This is a genomic window from Pseudobacteriovorax antillogorgiicola (assembly GCF_900177345.1).
Lineage (GTDB): Bacteria > Bdellovibrionota_B > Oligoflexia > Oligoflexales > Oligoflexaceae > Pseudobacteriovorax > Pseudobacteriovorax antillogorgiicola.
Genome location: NZ_FWZT01000001.1, coordinates 286,050 through 307,270 on the forward strand (window position 1 = coordinate 286,050; position 21,221 = coordinate 307,270).

Consider the following 21,221-nt stretch of genomic DNA (forward strand, 5'->3'; position numbering starts at 1 on the left):
ACATTCATATCCTGAATATGGGGTTAAAACCTTAATATCAGTACAAAAAAAATATCCACAGTTTCTTTTGAAAACTGTGGATAAGATTTGTAGTTCACTAATGATTATGCTAGCGCTGCCTTAGCAGTGACAACCAACTGAGCAAATGCTTTTGGGTCGTTGATAGCAAGATCAGCAAGTACGCTACGGTCTAGTGTAACCGAAGCTTTCTTAAGACCGTTCATGAATTCTGAGTAGCGAAGCCCCTCGGACCTTGCAGCCGCGTTAATACGTACGATCCATAAACGACGGAACTCTCTTTTTCTGACGCGACGGTCACGGTAAGAGAACGCCAATGCACGTTTTACAACGTGAACCGAGTTGCGGAATCTATTCTTACGAGATCCACGGTAGCCCTTTGCTAGGCCAAGTATCTTTTTTCTTCTACGTCGGGCTTTAAAACCCCGTTTAGCGCGAGACATATTTTGTATCCTTCTGTTCTAGTTGTTAATTATCCGTTTGGTAAGCAGCGAAGCACAAGCTTAACGTCAGAAGCTACTACGTAGGCTGACTTCTTAAGTTTGTTCAAGCGAGCACGCTTTTTCTTTGTAAGAATGTGCTGCTTATTCGCGTGGTTACGACGAATTTTACCGGAAGGAAGAATACGAAATCGCTTAGCTGCCGCTCGTTTCGTCTTTACTTTAGGCATGTCTAATGACCCTTTCTAGTGTTTATGCTAGGCAGTTCTGCCGAACGTTTAGGGAGCCCGCACAAATTGCAGGACGACTTGTCCTGTAACGGCTCGAATTGAGCTGTTTAACAAATAAGCACTGTAGACTCAAGCTTAAAAAGAGATTTCGATGAGGTAGGTCTATCCAGTAAGTTAGGGAGCCGAGGACTCACCCTAAGTCGGTTGAATTAGGGACCAACGATGGCAACTTTTGCCTGCTCAAGTAAGCCATAATTTCCATCAACAAGACTCTGCCATTCTTTGCCGTCGACAACGATAATACGATCACCCTTGGACTTGCCTTTAATATTGATAGGCTTCTCGCCGCTAAAGTAGTTGAGGCGCCTCTTGCTATCACCGTCGAAAAAACGGCCCATAAAGTTTTTGGCAAACTCAGACCTGGCAACATCTTTTAGGCGATAGAGTGATTCACCGGCTTGATTTTGGATTTCATAGATCATCTGGGGGTCCATAGCACTGGGCAGCTCCACCACTATACCCGTATTCCTAGTATTCAATTCACTTGGCTCATCCTTCGTGAAATCAAGGCCTTGAGGTGCCAATGCATTGGGTAGGCTACTCTCCAAGTCGACGCGAACCCGCCCGTCGCTAAAGTAAGTTGTGCCATAGGTATAGGTCTTGGTTGAAACACCTTGAACAATGCTGCGATCGTCCTGCTCACCCAGGAGCCCTTGTTCTAAATTCGCCATACGGATTGCAGGAAGAGCTTCTACTATATACGAGATACCTTCCTTCACAGCCTCTTTTTCTGTGTCTCGAAGGCTTCCTGACTGTTTGGCCTCACCATAGAAGCGAATTCTCATAGTATCCCAGTTCAGCTCCACCCTCTCGTAGGAGCTTTGGCCGTCAACGGCACTCGAATCCGGTGAATGGAGAAAAAGGCATGCTAATAAGCTAACTTTAAGGCGCATATTCACGATCCTCCTTTTACACTTATAGTGTAACAGGAAGACCACAATTAGGCCAATTTTACATCTTTGAACGTAGGTACTCAGACATGGACCGAGTACCACACAGTATCCCGTCAGACTCCGGGTCGAAGGAGTCTGCCCCCCGACCGGTATCGTAAACATAGCCGCCGGCTTCTTGGACTATGAGAGACCCAGCCGCGATATCCCAAGGCCTCAAGCCAAACTCCCAATATCCATCGTAAATTCCGTAGGCCACATAGGCTAGATCCAAAGCTGCAGCGCCATCTCTTCGTATACTTTGGCATACTTCAGCCACTCGTAAGAAACGATTCACATCGACCTCAAGCTCTGGGCCTTTATGATAGGAAAAGCCTGTTACGATAAAGCCCTCTTCTGGTGGGCGGTCAGGACGAACTGAAATGTCTCGCCCATTGCAAGAGGCACCGCGACCTCGCTCTGCAAGAAAGCACTCCTCTCGAACTGGGTCGTAGACCCCACCTTGGACGATCTCGATCTTTCCATCTTTCGTGAATACCCCTCGACCCATGGAAACACAGAAAAATGGATAATGATTTGAGAAGTTTGTAGTTCCATCTAAAGGGTCCACAATCCAGATGTAGCTTCCCTCGTGACGATCAGCCGAAGATAGCCCTGCCTCTTCGGAGTAAATCTTATCACCGGGGAAGTGCTCTGTTAGAGCATCAATGATCACCTTCTCACTCGCTAGATCCGCCTCAGTTACCAGGGAATCATCCTTCTTCTGAGTTACCCTCAGATCATCCCGTCGATAAAACGACATCAGCTTGTCGCCTGCAGCGCGGATGATCTGGTCCAGTGTCTTGAGATCGCCTTCAATCTCCATGCCTCTCCCTCAGCCCCTTCTGCTTCTTCTATATCTTAGATTGCCTGCTTGTTGTATGATCTAGTATTGTGACACGCTTGATGAAAATGCGCGAGTCATACTCACTTTTTAACCATAGATTGAGCGTCTAAATGACTCCTCAATTAAACACCTATAAGAACCGAAAAGATACTGAATATAGAATGGGGTACCCGTCTCATGGATGTCAATATTTCACTTTCTACCATCATCGCCATCATGGCGATATCAACTGTTGCAGGATATGCTTTTTTTGTTTTTATGAAGCGCTCGCTTCCGAAAAGGCTTACTGCCGAGCAAGTGCAGCAGCGAGAAAAAGTTGTCCAGAAAGCATTGGCCAGGAAGCAGCATATCGTCGAGGAGTCGATCGCCCGCCAGGACGAAAAGCTCAGCATTTACCAAGAGGAGCTCGACGCTCAGCTCGAAGATCGCGCCCAAGACTTGGAGGCCCAGGAACAGGAAATCGAGCAGCAGGAAGACTTCCTATCGAGAGAAGAATCGCGAATTGCTAAAATTGAAAACCAGTGCAATTCCTACCAGCAAAAAGTCGAAGTTGTGAAAGCGCAGCTGGACAAAGTCTCTGGAGATGTCAACAATCACCGACGTGAGCTACAAGGAGCATTGGCTAAGCACGCTGAATGCGAACTTGAAACCGTCGAATCGAACCTTGCTGAAGAGATCATCAACTCGCGAATGCTCGAAAGCCAAAAGCGCATTAAAGACATGAGCGAAGACCTTCAAACCAATAGTAAAAAGTTGGCAGATCGTTCCCTCGCCCGCGTTCTTTCGCGGTATGAACCAAAATTTGTCTGGCCAAAACCAGTGAGCCATGTGGAAATCGCTAACAAAAAATCTCTAGAAGCCTTGTCGGGTGATAAGCACCGATTGATCGAAGATCTGCAAGAATTAGTGGATCAGGTAGAAATTGGTATGAGCGAGGAAAAAAGCCAAGACGCTCCCGTGATTAAGCTAGGGGGCGGCTATGGAATCGATAAAGAGGCTGCTCGCCTAACTTTAGAAGAGCTCATTCCAAAAGGGCCTGGAGCCTGGGCTAAAGCAGAAAAAGTATTCTCGAAGCACAAACGTGGACTAGAGAACACCGCACTTAAGCTTGGCCAGCAGGCAGTTAGGGAGCTTCACCTAGAGGGTATTGCCCCTGAGATCCAACGGATGGTGGGAGCATTAAACTGGCGAACAAGCTATCGTCAAAATCAATATTTTCATTCTTTAGAAGTAGCGAAACTAGCAGGAATTCTCGCCTCCGAGCTAGACGTCGACCCTCAAACCGCAAAACGTTGCGGCCTGCTACACGACATTGGCAAGGGCATTGACTACCGGATCGAGGGAAGTCATGCTGTAATTAGCGGCGACTATGCAGATCGATTTGGAGAATCAAAACTGGTATGTGATACGGTGATGTCTCACCATAACGATCTCGTCCTTGAGACTCCGATGAGCTACGTATTGAAATCCGCCGATACGCTTTCTGGAGCACGCCCAGGGGCTAGGGTCAATTTGGAGGAAGGCTATCAGATCCGTCTTAGCGCGATCGAAGACGTCGTTCGTAGCTTCCCGGGGATTCTAAAAATTGCCATTATGAATGGTGGCCGGGAGGTTCATATCGATGTGAATCACAAAAAGGTTAAAGAGAACGAATTAAATAAGTACACTCAAGATATCGCCCGGAAGATTGAAGCGGAAGTCGCGTTTCCAGGGCAAATCAAAGTTCTGGTATCTCGCCGCTTCGAGTCCGTTGCTGTTGCATAGGAAAGGGTATGCCCTCGATCAGAGCCAAGCTCAGAGAGATTCAAGAGAAAGTAAGCATCTATCTGAGTGTCAACCGTTTTGGGGCAGCGGAAAAGCTGCTTCATGAATCCATCGAAGAGCTAGGTGCCTTATCCAACCTCCACAACTTGCTAGGCCTTACATTTCATCGACAATCTAAATTTGGCCTCGCGATTCAGCAATTCCAAAAAGCCTTGGAGCTTAATCCCAAGTTTATCGAGGCGGGCCTTAACCTAACAATCCTTTACTGCGATCTCGGCCTTTATCAGCAAGGAGAGCAGCAATATCAAAATCTGAACCAAACTTTTGCTTCAGGTAGCCGACAGCTTCCAAGTCTTTTTCTGGGTCGCCTTGCCAATCTTCATTGCCAAACCGCAGAGTACTACGAGAAAGCCGGACTTCGCGTTGAAGCGATCAAAGAGTATGAAAAAGCTCTCAGCATCTTTCCGAGCATGCCAGATAAAATCTACTCTTTAGCAAGCCTGGAATACGAGGTTGGTCATCTTGAGAAGGCCAAGGCCCGCCTGAGGGAATTTTCTGGGAAGTTTGCTCCTAATACAAATGTATACAATCTTCTCGGCCTGATCCACTACCGCGAAGGAGATTACACAAATGCTCATAACTATTGGACTAAATCCCAGGAGATCAATACCGAGGATCGGATCTCTCGATCGCTGATTCGCTGCCTTAGAGAAGCCCCCCCACAAGCTCCAAAAGCTTAAAGTTATTCACATAAGCACCGAAGGACTCTTCAGGAGAACTCAAAGCTTATGGATCAATTGCCATTCAAACCGAGCGAGATCCGCGTCCTTGTGGGTGACGAACACGACCTTATGCGTAAGTCTATTGAGCGAGTGCTCGAGCGCATTGGGGTCGTGCAATATGTGGACGCTCATCACGGCCGTGATGTCAGACGTATGATCCAGGCGGAAGCATTCGATCTCTATATCTTGGATCTCTATTACAGTGATACTGACGGCTTCGACATCCTTCAGATGATCCGAAATAAAGACATCCAATCCGATACTCCGATTATCGCTATCACTGGCGAAGCCAATCGCGATGATATTGTTAAAGCCATCGACCTAGGGGCTAACGACTATCTATTAAAGCCTTTCCAGCCAGAAGAACTTGAGAAGAAAATTATCACGGTCCTGACCCAATACCACTCACCAGGCCCTGTGGTGAAGCTGATTCGCAAGGCTGAGCAGCTTATCCATTCAGGGGACTATGCTCCAGCACTTAGCATCATCGAGAAGATTTTACAGCGAAAGGCAGATCACCCAACGGCAGAGTATCTGAAGGCTCTGATTTTATACAAAGACTCCCAAGTGGATCTCGCCATTGCCAAACTTCAAGCCAATATCAAGAAATATCCCGAGTATTTGAAAAACTACAAAACTCTATCTGACCTATATATCGAACAGGGTCGCCAAGAAGAAGCTGTAGACGCTCTAACGAAAGAGCTAGAGGCTAACCCTAAGCAGTTACTCAGGCAAATCAAGGTTGCAAACATTCACCTCAAGCTTGGCCAAAACATGAAGGCCATCGAGCATCTACGGCTAGCTCTTTTGGAAAACAATAAAAACCCCGAAGCCCTTTATGGAATGGGTGTCGCATACGCCAAAGAGAATAATTTAGAAAAATCTATCTACTACTTCAAACGCCTCAGGCGCCAGTATCCAGACAACTCTAAGCCACTTGAAGCAATCGTTAAATTTTGCCAGGCTATCCACAAGGAGAAGCTGGCAGAAATGGTCCTTCGCGATGAGAAGAAAGGTCACCCTCAACGAGTTGATACTTACCGAATCTTGGCCAAGCTATACCTAAGCGAGGGTAAAGAAGAGGAAGGCTTGGCCACCTTAGAAGAAGCTGTTCAAAAAAATCCCAGCAATCTAAGTGCCTATCAAATGCTTGCGAAGCACTTCGTAGATCAAGGTGAGCTTGACAGTGCGTCTGGAGTTTTCGATCGCTACATTGCGATTACGAAGGACCATGAGGGCTACCTTTACCAGACCGAAATCTATCTTCAAGCTAAGAACTATGCTCAAGCCATTTCTGCGATTCACAATGGTATGGCTGCATCCTCAGATCATGGCAAGCTATTGAAATTACTTTGTATATGCACCCTAAAAACCCAGCAGTTAGCCAAGGGTTACTTCATTCAAAAACGCATGTTTAAGTTGGGTCATAAAGACCCTACAATTGTCGCAAAGCACCGCGAACTCAAGAACTTGGTGATTAACCGCCGCGAAAGTCGTCGCCCAAAGAAATCAGCCTCCTAGCTTGGTATTTTCTGTGGTATACAGAGGTTTCGGGAGGAACGATGCTGGAACAAAAACTTATAAACTATATTAGCTGGTTATCCGACAGGGGACTCGAAACTCCGCGCCTATTCAAGATTCCGATGGATGAGAAAGGCCAAGAAGCAGCAACAGAATCGCCCCCCATAGCGGCGGATCAAAACCTTGAAGCTCCGCCTACACCCACGTCGAGTCAGAATTTCGAAGCTCCACCAACGCTAGTCGCTGATATCGACCTCAAAAATGAAGCTGATGCCATAAGCTCCAAGCTATTGGATGCCAGGCATGAGGGACTTGCTCTCCAGGCAGCCAAGACTTATATCATCGCGAAGGGGTTGCCGGAATCCGAGTCACTTCAGACCCTGACCAAGCTTATTAGGGCCCTTCGACTGAAAGATGGTGAGTTCGTTTTCCACGAATTGACTGACAACCCGGATCCAGGCGCGTTCTTAGACCAGCTAGAATCAGCAAGCTGCCAGCGACTTATCATTCTTGACGAACAGCTGAGCGAGTTGATACTGGACGCAGATTTCCATGACATTTGCCAAGCCCCGCAAACAACAGCTTACGACATTCAGGTCATGGCTGCCCCAGCATTGGACCGACTTGACCCAAGAGCTAAAGCAATCTTTTGGAAGGGGTTGCGACAGCTATTCAAACTGTCCTGAAACAAACAATTAAGGGCCCCAACTTAGGGCCCTTTAGTCGATTCTATTCAAATCTTACAGATATTACTTACCTTCTTCAAACTCAGCGTCCACCACGTTAGGGTCGGACTTGTTACCTGAGTCTTGCGCACCACCAGCAGGCCCTTGTCCAGGTGCTTGCTGACCTTCAGCACCAGCTTGCTTATACATGATTTCCGCAAGCTTGTGAGTCTTACTTTCCAGCTCTTCTTTAGCTGCTTTGAGAGCACTCACATCAGTGCTATTAAGCTTCTCTTTAGCAGAAGCTAGGGCTGCTTCAACTTCGGTCTTAAGGTCCGCAGGAACCTTGTCACCAGCATCTGCTAGAGACTTTTCAGTTGTAAAGATCAAAGAGTCGAGACCATTTTTAGCTTCCGCAGCTTCGCGCTTGACCTGGTCAGCCTCTTTGTTGGACTCAGCTTCTTTAACCATACGATCGATCTCGTTATCGTCGATCTTAGTTGCTGCTTCGACAGTAATCTTCTGCTCTTTACCAGTCCCTAGATCCTTTGCGGATACGGAAAGGATACCGTTCGCATCGATATCGAAGGTTACTTCAACCTGTGGAACCCCACGAGGTGCAGGAGGAATATCCTGAAGGGTGAATCGTGCTAGCTGGCGGTTATCCGTTGCCATCTCTCGCTCACCTTGGAGGACATTAATCTCCACGGATGTTTGATTATCTGCAGCTGTCGAGAATACTTGACTCTTCTTGTGAGGAATCGTTGTATTACGCTCAATTAGCTTCGTCATAACTCCACCAAGAGTTTCGATACCCAAGGTAAGAGGTGTTACATCTAGAAGTAGAACATCCTTCACGTCACCAGCAAGAACACCACCCTGAACTGCAGCACCGATACCAACAACCTCATCTGGGTTTACTGTCTTGTTAGGCTCTTTGTTGAAAAAGTCCTTCACGCGCTGCTGTACAAGAGGAATTCGTGTCGAACCACCGACAAGGATAACTTCATCGATCTCGCTTGTAGATAAACCAGCATCCTTGATCACCTGCTTACAAGGCTCAAGAGTCTTGTCGATCAGGCTAGAGATCAGCTGCTCAAACTGTGAGCGTGTTAGCGCCACGTTCAAGTGCTTCGGTCCTGATTGATCAGCAGTCAAGAACGGTAGATTGATGTCTGTTGACTGTGCCGAAGAAAGCTCGATCTTGGCTTTTTCCGCGGCTTCTTTCAGACGCTGCATAGCCATTGGATCGCCAGTCACGTCAACACCAGTTTCTGACTTGAAAGTCTTCACAAGGTGGTCAATTAGGATTTCGTCGACGTTATCACCACCAAGGTGGTTGTTACCACCTGTTGCTAGAACCTCAACAACGTTCTCACCAACTTCAAGAATGGAGACGTCGAACGTACCACCACCAAAGTCGAACACGACCACTTTTTCGTCAGCTTTTTTATCAAGACCGTAGGCCAAGGCTGCTGCTGTAGGCTCGTTCACGATCCGCTTCACATCAAGACCAGCAATTTTACCTGCGTCTTTGGTTGCTTGACGCTGGCTGTCGTTGAAATAAGCAGGAACTGTGATCACAGCTTCTGTGACCGATTCGCCGAGGTAGTCTTCTGCAGCTTGCTTAAGCTTACCAAGAACCTTCGCACCGATCTCTTGTGGCGTGTACTGCTTGCCATCTACATCGAAGACGACCATGCTACCTTTACCTTCGGCAACCTTGTAAGGCATCTGGCCAGCTTCGTCTTTACGCTCGCCGAACGTACAGCCCATAAATCGCTTGGCTGAGTAGATCGTTTTTTCAGGATTTGTTACTGCCTGACGTCGTGCTGCATCACCGACCAGAATTTCGCCAGACTTGGTGAAGCCAATCACACTTGGCGTAGTACGCTTACCTTCAGAGTTTGGAATGATTTTAGGTTGCCCTTGCTCCATCACAGCAACGACCGAGTTAGTCGTTCCTAAGTCTATACCAATAATCTTACCCATGTTCTTCTCTCCATTCTAAGCTGGCCAAAAGGCTATATTAATAAAATTAATCATGTTTTCGTGATGAGATGACTTTTTTACCGGGTTCGATGCCGTCTCCACTACAACCTAAGACCGATATCCTCCCTGTCAACACATCAATCGTGATAATATGAAAGAAAAAGGAGTTGCCAGAATTGCATGAGCTAACCTGTCCATCCTGTAACAAACCATCGCAATATGTCTTTTCTGACTATCTGCTCATGTGCCCATTTTGCTCGGCCACCTTCCGGTTTGATACAGACTCTGGGCAGAAAGAGCTGTTTGGCGACCACTACATTGTTCCAAACCTACTGGATGCTGGAGCGGTGAAAGAGCTATCTCTTGAGTGGCTCAGACGGCTCCATCACCGTCCTGGAGCCGTAGACAAGGAGTTCTTCGTCGTCGATGTTCAAGGCTTCAGTCTGCCCGTGTGGGTGATATCCCTCGAAGCCCACACAGCGTGGAAAGGCCTGGTGAAGCGCCAAAACCCACTTCACGTGAACCTGTCATCAGCGGGCGAGCACCTTTTAGAATCGGGACAGTTCCGAAGAGGATATCGCTGGGCGATTTCAGCTCGGGCCAATATATGCGAAACCTGGGGCCTCACACGGCTGCACGAACCACCAGAACCAATTAATACCGAGTGGGATGGTTTTCCTCTCGATTCAACCCTTTCCCGCGGCCGTCTTCTGGATGACGACCAGAAGTCTGCCTACGAAGCACGAAATTTCTTTGAATTCAAATACGCCAACGGCTTGCCGATCCTCGGAGTTCAGGTTGATGAGCACGAGGCCTTAAGGCGGGCCAAAAATCATATTGAGCTATACCACTACAAAATCTCCACCCTCAATGCAGACTTTCTCATTGATAACCGAACAGAGGTAGAAGTCGCCGGCGTGCAGCTCATTCACATACCAGTTTGGAAAGTCGGGTATCTCTATCGACCTAAAAATATTTTGAGACACTTTTACAAAGGCCGTGAAAAGAGGCTCCTGATCGATGGTCACGGCAAGGGAGTTCTAACTGGTCAATTAGCTATGGTTCACACGGATAAAGTGCTCGTTAATGGGTATGTTACAAGTGGGGCTGCATTCTTCTTTTTGCTCGTTGGAATTCTGTGGCATCCTGCATTTATTGTGGTTGCCCTTTTCGCATTGATCGTAGCTGGAACCAGCTTCTACCAAAGTGCTCAAGCGCTCAAGGCCAAAGAGCTAGCACAATTAGAGAATATTTCAAACTCATTTGGCACAGACCCGTCCAAGAGTGCACAAGCTGCCTCATAGACGGAAGCATATCGCCTGTACCAACGAGCGTCGCACTTATTCCACCCTATTCATGACTCTCTGGAATGGGCAGCGGTGGCATTGCCATCACGTGGCTTAATTTCTCTGCTAATTCATCAAGGGAACAAGTTTTTGAAGCATAGTGATTTGGCTCAATTTCTTTTTCATAGGTTTCGATGACCCTAGGTTCATCCGCCAAAGCCGATACGATCAAACACCGTGGTGGATACGAAAGGCTCCGCATAATGCGATAGCACTCCAAACCATCCATTTCAGGCATAATGATGTCTAAGGAAACTAAGTCAGGGCTTAGTTCCTTGATTAAATCCAAAGCTTCCAAGCCGTTTTCTGCTTCTCCGACGACACGGTGACCTAGGCTTTCAAAGCGGTTTCTTAGATCTTGTCGTAGTATTTGTGAGTCATCTACAACGAGTATGTTGAGAGCTTGATCCATGAAGCCGAACTCCTTTTCGATATCGATCCATTTTCGATTCTAGTCTTGTTTCCGCAATAAATCAGAAAAAATTTTTATTAGAAGAACCCCAAGAAGTAGAACCTTCAACTCCTCGCTAGGGCTCAACGACAGATCCCACGTTGCGAATTGATCCAGCCATTGGAACAACGAAAGTAGCATCCGTTGCCCTTCGAACACATACGAGGCGGAGTCGCCCCACGTCACCCACAAGTAGGCGCCAAAGATCGAGCTAAGCAGCAACGCAAAGAAGGGAGCTAACAGCAAGTTTATCAGGATACTTAAGACTGTAATTGAAGGCAGAAAGACCAATAGGATTGCTGATATCATCACCTGGCTTATAACAGCGTTCATCCAGGTCTTGCCAGAATCACGACTTACAAGAACCAAGTAAATCAGCCAAGTCAGTGCGAATGACATTGACAGAGCCGCGTAAGGGGCTAAAAACAAATGAATAAAGTGCACCAATAGCAATCGATGATTCAGGCTCAACCCAGAACCAAGCCACTGTTTGTGTCCTAAAATGCTCGTAAGGCAAGCCCTCTGGCAAGGAACTGAGAACCCCAGAAAGTAAGAAGCAATAATAACTGAAGATACTTGTGTTGGGAAAACCCAGTTCTTGACCCACCGCCAGAGCCTCGGCGAAATCAGAGTCAAAACATAGAGTGACTTAGGTATCTGAGCCACAAGGCCACCTACAAACTTGAATACCAAACTCATATGAAAGCCCGAGAGAACAAGCAGATGATAAATACCCAAAGTTTTAAAAAGATCTTTGTAATAATGATACTCCCGGCTCATGCCGAGAATCACTCCTCGATAGATGTACAAAAGATCAGATGGAATCTGATGGTCAAGAACCATCGCCTGTCGGGCTCGCCAATCACGACGCCAGCTACTTACCAAACTTGAACCAACTGGAGAATCTTCCATACCTTTGAAGCGACAGCTTCGATTCGAGCAAGTTAAAACTCCAATTTGGCCTTTCTTGGTATCTGCAAAGGCTAGCCAATCTCCCTTGGAACAAGCAACCAGCCATGGCCCTTCCAAGCCCAGACCTTGTTTGGATACAACAGCGCAATCATTAACGACTAATGGTATTTGCACCCGGTAACTGCCCCAGCCCCAAATAGCTCCTAGTGCAATCGTCACGCACTTCACAGCCACACGATGAAATCGGTCGCGAAAATATAATATAATGAGGGCAGCAATTGGGTAAATCGGCCAAGCCAAACTTCCGACCCATATGGAATCCGAATAGTGCTTTGCTAGCAAAGCGAAAATGTAAAACGAAGCAATAAACTCTAGCATAAGCCCCCATTCAAAGGACCTTTACTAGCGCAAAAACAACAACATTAAAGAAGACATCTCTACGATTTAAGGGGACATTTTGAGCACAAGCAGCTACCTATCTCACTACCCAAACCTTGAGCAGTGGTACTTTCATAAGGGCCTGCAAGACGAAAACCGAACTCTGTTTCGCCTTTGCCGCTCCCTGAATGCCGAGGGGTTCAACGAAGTCTGTGACAATATTTCATTTTTCTTTTTGAATTTGACGAACTTGTCTGAAAACGACCTTATTGAAACCTTGGAAGATTTAGAGACTTACTGTAGCGCTATGAAGACCAACTATCACAATCTAGTTGTTCAAATTGTAGAACGAAGTATTAAAGAAGATTGCTGGCAGTCGCTATATAGCTCCCTATCTGCTCTAGCAAGAAAATCAAAAATGTCAATCTATTGCTTTATGTCAGCGTGGATGGCCCTCAACACCGATAAACGTGAAGATTGCCTAGAATTCTACGAGCTATCAGATCAAAAGAACGCCGACTTTCACAGTCTACTCGGTCAAGCATATATTGAGCTTGAACAGTTCGACAAGGCCCATCGATGCTTCGAGCTATCCACAGAGATGGCGCCACTCGATCCCATCCATTGGTTTTGGCATGCAAAGTCGGCCTTCACTTTGGGACTTACTGACGAGGCATGGCAATCAGCAAAAGAGTGCCAGAACCTTTTACCCCACAATGCTGAAGCTTGCGTGCTACTTGGAATGATTACGACAGAAATAGATGGACCTCGACAGAGCCAGTTAGAAGTCGCTTGGAATGCACTTTGGCCACTCATCGACCATGTGGAGGATCCTGGTTTCCTGGCTCAGCTCATGTTTGGCATCGGCTTTAAGATGAGCGATGAGAGCTACACTCACGCTCTCATCGAAAAAATCAACTTCAAGCGCCTTGCCAGAAATACAGAATTCATAGGGAAGTTAGGCTCAATCCTAAGGGAGCTAGCTAGTAAGCCATGGCCCGAGACAAACCGACTTTTCCTAGAAAAATATCAGGAAGCCCTCAGAGCATGACCAAATTACTTAGAAACGAGACTAGCCGAGATTGGCCCAAGCAGGCCTGAAAACTTGTGATGCTGTTGAAACGTGTTCTTTGGGCCGAACAAAAGGGCTTATGAACATCGCTTCTAAATACTCGGACTCATTTTCCAAAAGTGCTTTTGTAAACTTTGCCGTTAAAGCGTGTCCTGGCTTGTGAACCTTGACATCGCCAAGGAACGGAGCACCTAACAATGCCATGTCACCGATCAAATCAAGAAGCTTATGCTCAGCAAACTCCTCTTGGGAACGTAAGCCTTCAGCGTTTAGCAAGCCATCATCAGAAATCACAATAGCATTTTCTAGGGAACCACCAAGAGCAAGGCCTTGTTCCTTCATCATATTCACGTCTTTGATATGACAGAACGTACGGGCATTCGCGACACGAATAAAATTCTCAGTACTCGCCCAATAATCAACCGACTGCTTGCCAATCATGTGGAACGGAAAGTCGATACTGCATTGGTATCGTTGCCGACGAGATGGTTCGATACGTATAAACTGATCGCCTTCTCTGATTTCAAAGGGCTTGATCACCTTCCAAATCTTTTGTGCCTTATCTAACTCGCGAATACCGGCAGTCATCAATTTTTTTACAAACGGCTTTGAGCTTCCATCCATAATGGGAACCTCTGGCGCATTGAGCCTCACAATTGCGTTTGATATCCCTAGGCCTGCAAATGCAGCCATCAAGTGCTCGATCGTAGAAACTGAAGACGGGCCTAGTCCGATAGTCGTGGAGAGTGCCGTCGAGGTAATATTAAATGCGTGAGCTTGGATAGGTTCAGCTGCTGGGTCGTCATTGCGATGGAAAACGATCCCTGTATCAGCTTTCGCAGGAAGAACATCAAGATGAACAATTCGTCCACAGTGAAGCCCCTTGCCGGTGAACCGAACTTTGGATTGGATGCTAGTCTGTTTCGTCATAATTCCCATGAATGCTACCTTGTCTCTATCCAAAAAGTAAGAACCCTAGGTATGATGCAATCCTCATGCCACTGTGATAATTATATAATATACTGTAATTATTTCAACTTCTCTGCAAGTCGAGGCACTACAGGATTTTCTGTGGTGATCTTGCAACATTACCTCGGCAAGGTGTGTTGCAGTTTTACCACAATGAAAGAGTGTCCTAGCAGAAGTGATCTCGGATGTCATTACAACATTCCGGCCAATTTTGCTCGAGGTAGTAAATAGGCCGACGCACTCCACTATCATAATGGCTTAGGTGGGGTAAGCAGCTGCCATAAGGCATTCCGAGAGATGCGCCAATAAGCACCCCAATATCCTGATGGGCATCCGATTGAAACTCCCTCTTTACCGTCGCAAACATAAGCATCGCAAACATTTCAAAGTGCAGGTTGATATTCTCACCATAGAGTTGCGGTTCTTGCCCTTGATTGCGAGTCGACTCCACCTTGACATCTCGCCAAGAGCCAATGGCGAGATGGCGAGAGTCAAGAACCTTGCCTCCTAAAGATGAGCAAACGTCTCGTTTAGATCGCACCGTAAGGAAGCTTTCCCACATCTCTGTCGAAGCTAAGAACCGCCAGCCATAGTCTTTTGCTAGCTTCAAAATTTGCTCGATGCCGCCTCGGAATCCAGATGACACCCGAATCAATTCTTCAAGCGCCCAACTTCTTAAGAAATCTGACAGATAAGTTTCGCCTGGGGATAGAATCATGCGAAAGCCACAAATTTCCAAAAACTCCTGATCAAAAGACTCATTCCTTCGCATTTCTACAGTGATCGAGCGATTTCTTTCTTCAGAGAGCGTGAGTGCAGACCAGGTTTGCCCCAGAATAGAGACCGAAAGCGTGCCATCGTCCTGCCAAGCAACCCAATCCATATAAGGCTGACGCCTCTTTTCCGCCCACGTCACTTGATGCCGCCAAAGATCGAGCAAACGAGGCTGCCCCTGCCTCTCCACCCCTTTGTAGAGAGAGTCTAAAGATCGCTTCAACTTTGATCTTTGGCTGGCAATGATGACAACCGACCAGCCATGCTCCAACAATGACACCAAAGACACCACGGGGGCTGGTCTTTGGTTCACATCCAAATAAATCACTTGTTCGTTGAAGACTCTGGCGGGATGAGCTGGAATCACCCTAGGCTTTTCTACCGTTCTCATAAAGTAATTGGTAAACAGAAAGCAAGCACTACTGTCCACCATCCATCGAGCAGTATCAAGCCGATCCTGGCTTCGCTTCAGGCGCAGCAGGGCACTTGACCAATGATCTGCTGACTCTAACTCTGATTGCAAAGGCGGAAGCCGATCCAAGCAATCGAGATAAAAATCAAGCAGAACATCGGGTCCTTTAAAAGGCTCTTTTGTAGGAAAGCTATGGCTTTCAACCCAATTTTTAGCAGAATCGATCCAGTCTTCGGCATGTATCATCACTTGAGGGCCAATGGTACCAGCTTCGTCAAGAAGCCTCACAGGCTTTGTCTCCCATTGCTCCATGAGTTTATGGCTGCGAAAATAGGCACGTTCAAAAACTCCAGCCAAGGGGAAGATCCGTGCTCGGATCTCGGGAAAACCAAAGTTTATAGGAACGCGAAAGGAAATAAAGTGATCGCAGGCCATGGCTAGCTCAGCAAAAGTCGATAGGCAGTCTTCGTGGCAGCAGTATATCCAACGTGACGAAGACTTGATCATGGCACGACAAATAAATCTCAGTTTGTAGACAGAAAATCGAAGCTCGTCCAGATAAGTATCGAGCCGAATTTCCTTAATAAATTCATGAGAAAATGCCTGAGCTGGACCATTTTGCAACAGCAAAACCGTTGTGGGATCTTGCTCTTGTCGGTATAGCGATAAAGCCAGCTGATAGAGTTTATCAAGAGTCGGTCGCCCTCCCCGGCTCAAGAGATGAATCGCTCCATCAAGCTCTACCACGAGATAGCCCAATTTAACTTGATCCTTTTGAGAGGAATGCAATATCAATGTCTCCCGTGCTATGGCAGTGAACCCAAACTACATCAGAGTTTCCACTCTCTATAGCTAAGTGTAAGCAGTTCATTAAAGAGCCTAAGCTGTGGTAGCCGTAGTAGAATTGCGGAACACTGAGATTCGTGATGCGGGATGGGTAAATCAAGTTATGAAGGCAAGCAAGCAGAGACAAGTCGTCTGAGTCCAGAATCACAGTCGCCCCCCGGCGGCAGTACTGTGCAATGGCCTCTTCAAGATAGCTTGGAAAGCTTTTAAAAAAATCATAGCTATATTGCCTTTGAGGCTCCGCACGAACGCGTAGGCGGCGAATGTTTACACCCTTTCCTGGCCGCAAGCTAGCACCGCCGAGCAGTTGCCCTGATTGTCGCCCATACGCCGAGCTACCGAGCTTCACCGACTCTTCAAGGTCATAAAAATGGCCATCTGTCCCTTGAAAAATCTCTCCACCCACAGAAAATAGGGAACGGGGGCCTCGATTAGGGTTATCCATAGTTGTGTTAAAAAAACTGGAAAGTGTATCTTGATGCTTCAGTGTGGCTGACTGCCCTCGAACCTTTTCTGAATTGGCTACGGTGAATATCATGGGAGATTGGCTAGCACGAGCTAACAGGTGAAAAACATCAAGTCGGTGAGTATCCCACTGTTCGTAACTTCGAAAGTGTCTAACCAACTGGGTCGGCTCCTGATATTCTTGAACCAAAGAGATCCAATGATAGTTGCTAGCGCTGTCATCTACCAGACCAAACGCCAATGAACTTAGATACTTATATTCATCAAGTTTCTTGGGAAACGAGCCCTGAGGGGCGCGCAAGTAGCGAATTCCCACCAAATCAAGCTCTATAGTCTCAAGACCTAGTTCCGAAAAGCCCTTCATCCGTGACTAATCTCACCTTCTAGTCGCGTCACCGCCTCTTGCAATCGTTCCTTCAACTGCTCTTCATCCACTTGCGACTTCATGAGCTGTAAGCATTCTACCACTTGCTTCCAGTTCTGGTTGTGAATATGAATCTCTACCATATTTTCGAGGGGCTCTAGAATTCTAGGCTGGGCTTCAGCACTCACACGATACGACTCCAACGCCCTCTCTTGCTCGCCAATAAGCTCCTGAAGTTCTCCTATTTTCAGGTAGATAATAGCCCTATTTGTATTACCCTCAACTTTGGGTAAATAAGACTCCAAAACTTCCAGGCAGCCCTTCCAGTTCTTGAGCCGATAATAGGCTTCATAGTGAATGGAGGAGGTATCCAATGGACTGTCTTTGCAATATTTTTCTAGAACAGAGATGGACTGCTCAGGAAGATCCATCTGAAACAGATATACCGTAGCCAGCTCTTGCGCGATGCGATAACCATCATTGACATGTTTTGCCCCCTTATAGAGCTTTTTCAGCACCTCCACCACGTTTTCCCAAGCCTGGTTCTGGGTATAGACAGCTTTAAAATAGCGTAAAGCTTTCAAATTATTTTGATCTAACTTAATCAGTGCTTCGTAGCTACGATTCAACCCATCTTCATCGTACTTCTTCTTCTCGTAGATTAAACAAAGACGTTCGGTACAGGCGATTTTTTCATCTTGAGTGGTAAGTACAGGTTTGATGCTCTCAAGAATTTGAGCCTCTTTCCCAAAATCGTCTTCGCCCAAAAGCTTCACCAAAACTTTCTGACGAAACTCTTGGTATGAGAGCCTATGATTTTTGACTAAATCGCGGCAGGTTTCAGCAACTTTAGGGGTATCCTCTAGGCAAATAGCATAGATACGAGCCAGACGCACGTAATCTCTGGCTCTGCGACGAGCGCTATCTTTAATCTTCGCAAATAGAAGCCGAAACAACGGCTTCCAGCATTCATACTCTTCGAGAACATCCAAGTAGGCATCGACTTTTTTTTCATCGATCGTTCTAGACTTTAGATCTCTGATAGCTATTTCGATGGGGATCGATTGGTCAGGCTGCTGAGCCAAGATAAACCTCCGTCGCATGAATTTACCCTAAATCATATCAGAAATGCGACTCGATCTCTTGTAAATCAGGAGGGGTTTACTTGAAGGTAGGGCCGCAAGACTAAGAAACAAGTCCCTTAAGAATCATATCCTTCGCCGTTTTGATCATCTCATCGTAATCGAACACATTCTCATCAAAGAGCCACTGCAAACTGAGACCATCAATGACCGAAACGATAAAAGATGCATAGATATGAGAATCAACATTCTTAAACACACCAGCATTGACCCCCTCAGAGATGACGCTCGCACATGTGTCCCGGAACTTCGCGTAGTGGCGAGAGATGACCTGACGGACTTCTTTCTTCTGGTTGATCTGCGTCCAGAAATCCATGTTCACCTGATAGTATTCTTTGGTGCTTCGAACCACATCGAAGCTCACCGACATAAAGATCTCAAGCTTCTTGATCGGATCGTCTATGGACTTCATATCTTCAGCGAGGACTCCCTCGATGTCCCCCGCGACGCGATCCAACACCGACATCATCAAGTCATCTTTGTTCAAGAAGTAGTAATGAATAATTCCTTTACTGACGCCAGCAGTTCGGGCAACATCTTGCATAGAAAAGTTATGATAACCATGCTTAGTAATACACTCGACAGTCGCTCGTACAATCTGGTCTTTTCGTTCAGCAGCCACATCCGGCTTCGACATGGTTCCTACTCTCCTAACAAAGTCATACGTAATTTTGGTACCAGTTTCATGAGTGTAGCACGCTTCGGGCTAGGATCAACTGATACCCTTCACTGATATAACTTTTTTCCACCAGGGAAAATATCTATTTTCTCTCAGCCTTAAAACTTACCTCGTCTCGATGGCTTTGGATTAAGGCCGACGATATGATATATTTAATGGAAATTATCACCAAAAATAATCCCTTGCCATCGAGGGCCCGATTCCTTCTGGGGAGCAGGTATGCGAATTTTTATTAGCGTCACTTTGACGCTTATAACCTTGTTCTTTGGTCCCACACTCATCGCAAAACAGCAACCAGCCTGGACTCATTACGGACTCAGGCCGTTAGGGATGGGGAATGCGTTTGTAGCTGTGGCCGACGATTTCAATGCTTTGTTCTATAATCCCGCGGGCCTGGCTCGCCTGGATACCTGGGACGCTGAACTCATTAACCCAACATTGAAGTGGTCGGCTGAGGCACAAGGCCTCGTGGAAGACTTTCAAGACTTGGGTGGAACGAGCGAAACCCTTGAGCTCATCGAAAAGAATACCGGTGAAAGCCAGATGTTCGGACTCAATCTCACCCCTCACTTGGTGTTTCGCAACTTTGGCTTCGGGCTTGGGGTCGATGTAGAACTTTCCATGATCTTTCATCGCGATATATCGGTGGATGTTCAGTCAGGGGTGACCGTGATTATGCCATTCTCATTTGCGTTTAACCTCCTAGACGATCGCCTGAGCCTTGGGTTTTCTATAAAAGCCCGCGCCTTCGGAGGTGTCGACCGGGAGTTTAGCATGGAAGATATCGAGGCCTTAGGCGACAATAATGACTCCGACACTACCAACGATGACACGCAAGAGCTATCGGACTTCGTCCTAGGGGGCCTCGGCGTCGGGACTGACTTTGGGCTTCTGTTTACCCCGACTAAAACGCTGGAGCCTACGATCGGCCTGAGTATCACCGACTTTGGCGGCACAGCCTACGAAGAAGCCAATATCTCCGGAGAAGCCTTAGGGGCACCACCTGTAGTGCTTCCCAGTGTCAACGTGGGGCTTAGCCTTAAGCCATACAAAAAAAATCGTTCCTACGTTACGACAGCCATCGATATGCACTCGATCAATCACCCTTACTCCTTCTCTCAGAAGCTTCAGCTTGGCGTAGAATATGGTTATGGACAATTCTTCAAAGTCCAAGGAGGTCTCTACAAAGGGTACCCCACGGCAGGACTCCAGTTAGACGTCGGCATCATTAACTTGAGGCTCGTCACATATGCGGAAGAAATCGGTTCGGTCGCTGGGTACCAACCTAGCCGCCGTTATGCGCTCCAAATAAAACTATTATTCTAACGGTGAGGACCATCTCCATGTTTAAAACTATGATTATATCTATCTCCTTTGCCTTGGTGAGCCCGGCTCTCCTTGCCAAAGGCTTAAAAGATCTAAAACCCGACTCAGAAACCATTGAAAAAGCGAAAGAAACCATCGATCAAGTAAAAGAAGCGGTTGATAAAAAGCTAGAAGGCAAAGAAGTAGAACCCAAGAAAGACAAGCAGCAGGAGATCAAAAAAGAAGTAGAAAAAAAAGAGCCCACCGGTGATGGCGAGTTTTACCTGGGTCTCGGTTTTGGATTCGCCAGCTTAAAGGGCTCCGGCGGTAGCTGGGATACAGGTTTTTCAGGGGATTTTGAGCTTGGCGTGAGATTCATGAAAATCATGGGCGACAGAGTTCAACTCTATGGCACCTATCGTTTTGTTCCGGTAGACATCATTGTTACTGAAAATGCCAATCAATATAAGGGAGTCGTGGAGCAACACCTTTTTGGGGCCTCAGCCCGCTACGTTCTTGCCTCCAAACTTCATATCACAGCTCATGGTGCTCTCGGCCTAGCAAGCTCGTCACTAAAGCCTACTGGAACTCTCACCAGCACTGAGGACCCTGAGGAGTCTGGCGCTGCCATCTCGCTAGGAGGGGGAGCTCAATGGCTCGTAAGTTCGAAGGTCTGGCTTGGAGCATTCTTATCCCTGGGTGCCGGAACATTCCAATACAGTCAACTTGGCGTTTCAACGACAGTGAGCTTATAAGCTCATTGCACCAGATCGACCTTTGGTTTAAGTATCAAAGACTGTGGCATGGATTGAAAGCTGGAACTTCCTCTGGTTGCTTCTGGTTAGAACACAAGAAGGG

Annotated in this window: 20 protein-coding genes; 8 read left to right on the top strand and 12 right to left on the bottom strand. The window is 46.8% G+C overall.

All coding sequences use genetic code 11. The features are described 5' to 3' along the window. Positions 1-104 precede the first annotated feature (104 nt). From rplT to B9N89_RS01520, 4 genes are all read right to left on the bottom strand, one after another. On the bottom strand, positions 105-461 hold the full coding sequence (gene rplT, locus B9N89_RS01505) for a 50S ribosomal protein L20 (protein ID WP_132314576.1): 357 nt from the start codon (positions 459-461) through the stop codon (positions 105-107). Between the two features lie 29 nt (positions 462-490). Continuing rightward, positions 491-688, bottom strand: a complete 198-nt coding sequence (gene rpmI, locus B9N89_RS01510; protein ID WP_132314575.1) for a 50S ribosomal protein L35 — start codon at positions 686-688, stop codon at positions 491-493. Positions 689-897: 209 nt separating this feature from the next. Beyond that, positions 898-1,641, bottom strand: coding sequence for a hypothetical protein (locus B9N89_RS01515; RefSeq protein ID WP_132314574.1), 744 nt, complete (start codon positions 1,639-1,641; stop codon positions 898-900). A gap of 58 nt (positions 1,642-1,699) precedes the next feature. Next, positions 1,700-2,503 carry an inositol monophosphatase family protein gene (locus B9N89_RS01520; protein ID WP_132314573.1) on the bottom strand — a complete coding sequence of 268 codons (804 nt, stop codon included), beginning with the start codon at positions 2,501-2,503 and terminating at the stop codon, positions 1,700-1,702. Between the two features lie 198 nt (positions 2,504-2,701). On the opposite strand from B9N89_RS01520, the gene B9N89_RS01525 reads away from it, so the two are divergent. The 4 genes from B9N89_RS01525 to B9N89_RS01540 are packed head-to-tail and all read left to right on the top strand — an operon-like array spanning position 2,702 to position 7,277. Next, positions 2,702-4,288: an HDIG domain-containing metalloprotein gene (locus B9N89_RS01525; RefSeq protein ID WP_132314572.1), complete on the top strand. Its 1,587-nt coding sequence runs from the start codon at positions 2,702-2,704 to the stop codon at positions 4,286-4,288. 8 nt (positions 4,289-4,296) lie between these two features. Continuing rightward, positions 4,297-5,028, top strand: coding sequence for a tetratricopeptide repeat protein (locus B9N89_RS01530; protein WP_132314571.1), 732 nt, complete (start codon positions 4,297-4,299; stop codon positions 5,026-5,028). A 48-nt stretch (positions 5,029-5,076) separates the two neighbouring features. Further along, positions 5,077-6,591, top strand: a complete 1,515-nt coding sequence (locus B9N89_RS01535; protein WP_132314570.1) for a tetratricopeptide repeat protein — start codon at positions 5,077-5,079, stop codon at positions 6,589-6,591. A 41-nt stretch (positions 6,592-6,632) separates the two neighbouring features. Then, a complete protein-coding gene (locus B9N89_RS01540; protein ID WP_132314569.1) occupies positions 6,633-7,277 on the top strand; it encodes a hypothetical protein in 645 nt (214 codons plus the stop codon). 63 nt (positions 7,278-7,340) lie between these two features. Here the strand turns inward: B9N89_RS01540 and dnaK are convergent, their stop codons facing one another. Further along, positions 7,341-9,248, bottom strand: a complete 1,908-nt coding sequence (gene dnaK, locus B9N89_RS01545) for a molecular chaperone DnaK (RefSeq protein ID WP_132314568.1) — start codon at positions 9,246-9,248, stop codon at positions 7,341-7,343. A gap of 176 nt (positions 9,249-9,424) precedes the next feature. On the opposite strand from dnaK, the gene B9N89_RS01550 reads away from it, so the two are divergent. Next, a complete protein-coding gene (locus B9N89_RS01550; RefSeq protein WP_132314567.1) occupies positions 9,425-10,552 on the top strand; it encodes a hypothetical protein in 1,128 nt (375 codons plus the stop codon). 46 nt (positions 10,553-10,598) lie between these two features. On the opposite strand, the gene B9N89_RS01555 is transcribed toward B9N89_RS01550, so the two are convergent. Next, positions 10,599-11,006, bottom strand: a complete 408-nt coding sequence (locus B9N89_RS01555) for a response regulator transcription factor (protein ID WP_132314566.1) — start codon at positions 11,004-11,006, stop codon at positions 10,599-10,601. Between the two features lie 39 nt (positions 11,007-11,045). Further along, positions 11,046-12,335: a ComEC/Rec2 family competence protein gene (locus B9N89_RS01560; RefSeq protein ID WP_132314565.1), complete on the bottom strand. Its 1,290-nt coding sequence runs from the start codon at positions 12,333-12,335 to the stop codon at positions 11,046-11,048. A gap of 79 nt (positions 12,336-12,414) precedes the next feature. Here B9N89_RS01560 and B9N89_RS01565 point away from each other — a divergent pair, with 79 nt between their 5' ends. After that, a complete protein-coding gene (locus B9N89_RS01565; RefSeq protein ID WP_132314564.1) occupies positions 12,415-13,386 on the top strand; it encodes a tetratricopeptide repeat protein in 972 nt (323 codons plus the stop codon). A 21-nt stretch (positions 13,387-13,407) separates the two neighbouring features. On the opposite strand, the gene lpxC is transcribed toward B9N89_RS01565, so the two are convergent. The 5 genes from lpxC to B9N89_RS01590 form a co-directional block, all read right to left on the bottom strand. Continuing rightward, positions 13,408-14,346 (bottom strand): UDP-3-O-acyl-N-acetylglucosamine deacetylase, encoded by a 939-nt coding sequence (gene lpxC / locus B9N89_RS01570; RefSeq protein ID WP_132314563.1) that lies wholly within the window; start codon positions 14,344-14,346, stop codon positions 13,408-13,410. 196 nt (positions 14,347-14,542) lie between these two features. Continuing rightward, the gene (locus B9N89_RS01575) at positions 14,543-16,351 is read right to left on the bottom strand and encodes a hypothetical protein (RefSeq protein ID WP_132314562.1); all 1,809 of its coding nucleotides are present in this window, start codon (positions 16,349-16,351) and stop codon (positions 14,543-14,545) included. Then, positions 16,323-17,237 (bottom strand): hypothetical protein, encoded by a 915-nt coding sequence (locus tag B9N89_RS01580; RefSeq protein ID WP_132314561.1) that lies wholly within the window; start codon positions 17,235-17,237, stop codon positions 16,323-16,325. The genes B9N89_RS01575 and B9N89_RS01580 overlap by 29 nt, the downstream gene beginning before the upstream one ends. After that, on the bottom strand, positions 17,234-18,322 hold the full coding sequence (locus B9N89_RS01585; RefSeq protein ID WP_234996053.1) for a tetratricopeptide repeat protein: 1,089 nt from the start codon (positions 18,320-18,322) through the stop codon (positions 17,234-17,236). The genes B9N89_RS01580 and B9N89_RS01585 overlap by 4 nt, the downstream gene beginning before the upstream one ends. Before the next feature lie 100 nt (positions 18,323-18,422). Next, positions 18,423-19,016, bottom strand: coding sequence for a TetR/AcrR family transcriptional regulator (locus tag B9N89_RS01590; protein ID WP_132314559.1), 594 nt, complete (start codon positions 19,014-19,016; stop codon positions 18,423-18,425). 261 nt (positions 19,017-19,277) lie between these two features. Between B9N89_RS01590 and B9N89_RS01595 the strand changes: the two genes are divergently transcribed. After that, entirely contained in the window at positions 19,278-20,384 is a 1,107-nt protein-coding gene (locus B9N89_RS01595) for a PorV/PorQ family protein (protein ID WP_132314558.1), read from the top strand. A gap of 17 nt (positions 20,385-20,401) precedes the next feature. Then, positions 20,402-21,118: an outer membrane beta-barrel protein gene (locus B9N89_RS01600; RefSeq protein ID WP_132314557.1), complete on the top strand. Its 717-nt coding sequence runs from the start codon at positions 20,402-20,404 to the stop codon at positions 21,116-21,118. Positions 21,119-21,221 lie beyond the last annotated feature (103 nt).